The sequence below is a fragment of the Dyella sp. 01N36 genome (assembly GCF_056399745.1).
In genome coordinates this window covers 1-1,689 of record NZ_JBFTRY010000352.1, presented here as the reverse complement: position 1 = coordinate 1,689, position 1,689 = coordinate 1, and the positions used below count along the sequence as shown (strand labels likewise).

2 protein-coding genes are annotated in these 1,689 nt (G+C 63.6%); one reads left to right on the top strand and one right to left on the bottom strand.

Translation table 11 applies throughout. The features are described from left to right. The first annotated feature begins 238 nt into the window (after positions 1 to 238). A complete protein-coding gene (locus AC1DMG_RS22015; RefSeq protein WP_441605129.1) occupies positions 239 to 1,162 on the top strand; it encodes an oxygenase MpaB family protein in 924 nt (307 codons plus the stop codon). A gap of 1 nt (position 1,163) precedes the next feature. On the opposite strand, the gene AC1DMG_RS22010 is transcribed toward AC1DMG_RS22015, so the two are convergent. Beyond that, positions 1,164 to 1,689, bottom strand: a 526-nt coding sequence (locus AC1DMG_RS22010; protein ID WP_477181139.1) for a VOC family protein, incomplete at its 5' end; no start/stop codon positions are given.

Sequence of the window (1,689 nt, the reverse complement as noted above, 5' to 3'; positions counted from 1 at the left end):
CTCCTGGGAGGTTCCACTCGCGACCATGAAAAAGGCCGCCAGTGGTGGCTGGCGGCCTTTTTTTGGAATGGTGTCTTGTCGTTACGACAGTCGAGACCAACCCTCCGCCAGCGGCATCGGATAGCCGTAATACCAAAAATACTGGCGGGCGGAGTGGGAGGTCATGGGTGTTAGAGATAACACAGGATTTTCGCGTGTGCAAAGGATGCATGTGAAACCAAGCATTACACTGGTCAGCATGTCGTCACCTTGGAATCTCCTTACCCGCCCCGCCCGCGAGCCCATCCGACGCTGGGTGCTGAGCGCATTTCCTCGCGGTGGCGGCGGCCATGTGGACTACGATCATCCGATAGGCGATCCCGGGCTTTTTGGCCCCGACAGTGCCACCTGGCGTGTGCATTCGGATTTTCCGGGCATGCTCGCCGGCGGTCTTGCGGCGCTGATGCTGCAGACCTTGCATCCGCTGGCGCTCGCCGGTGTATGGGATCACTCGAACTTCCGCGACGACCTGATCGGCCGCCTGCGTCGCACGACGTCATTCGTCAGTGGTACGACGTATGCGCCGGCCGACCAGGCGCAGGCCTTGATCGAACGCGTGAGGCACATTCACTCGCAGGTAAAGGGTACGGCGGAAGATGGGCGACCCTATGCGGCCGACGATCCGCATCTGCTGACTTGGGTGCATGTCACTGAGGCCTATAGTTTCCTGCAGGGCTATCGGCGCTACAGCCATATCGCGATGCCGGCAGGCGCGGCCGACCGCTACTACGACGAGGTGCGTCGCATCGCCGAGGCGCTGGGCGCGCGCGACGTGCCGGCATCGGAAGCGCAGATCACTGCTTATTTCCGGCGCGTACGCCCTGATCTTCGTTTCACCGAACGCTCGCGTGCCGTGCTCGATGTGTTGTATCGCGTGCGCCTGCCGGTACCGGTGGCGGGATTGTCGCGTGATGTCTTTCTGCAGGCAGGCGCCGCTTTGCTGCCGCCGTGGGCCGACACCTTGCTGGAGCGCACGCCGCTGCAGCGCGCGCAATCGCGACTGGCTGCGCGGGCTCTGTGGTCGGTGGCGCCGGTCTTTCGCATGGCGCTGCATGACGGCATAGGCAGCCATGCGTGCATGCGTGTCGGCGTGCCCACCGACACGCTGCAACACTGGCGCTGATTCAACCCTGCTCCATCGCGGCGTCGTAGCGCCGCTGCATTTCTTCGGCGCTCACCTGCTCGATCTCGTGGCCTACCAGCCACTCGTGACCGAAGGGATCGCGCACGGTGCCGCCGCGTTCGCCGTAGAAGAAATCAGTGGCCGGCCTGACCAGATAGCCGCCTTTTTCGACGGCGCGCGCGAGTACCGCATCGGCATTGTCCACATGCAGATGGATCGACACGCTGGTCCCGCCGATGCTCTGCGGACCCACGATGCCATGCTCGGGGTATTCGTCCGACAGCATCAGCACCGAAGGGCCCATGGCCAGTTCGGCATGTCCGATGCGGCCGGTGCCAGGCTCGTCCAGACGCATCTTGAGGGTCGCACCGAACACTTCCTGGTAGTACGCCAACGCGGCCTCGGCGTTGCGCACGCGCAGATAGGGAAACATTTCCTTGATGACGGGTGGCTTGGTGGTATTCATCGGGGGCTCCCAGGGCAGGACAGGCGGCCCGGACACTATGCCCTCCGGCACGTCGTCGTCT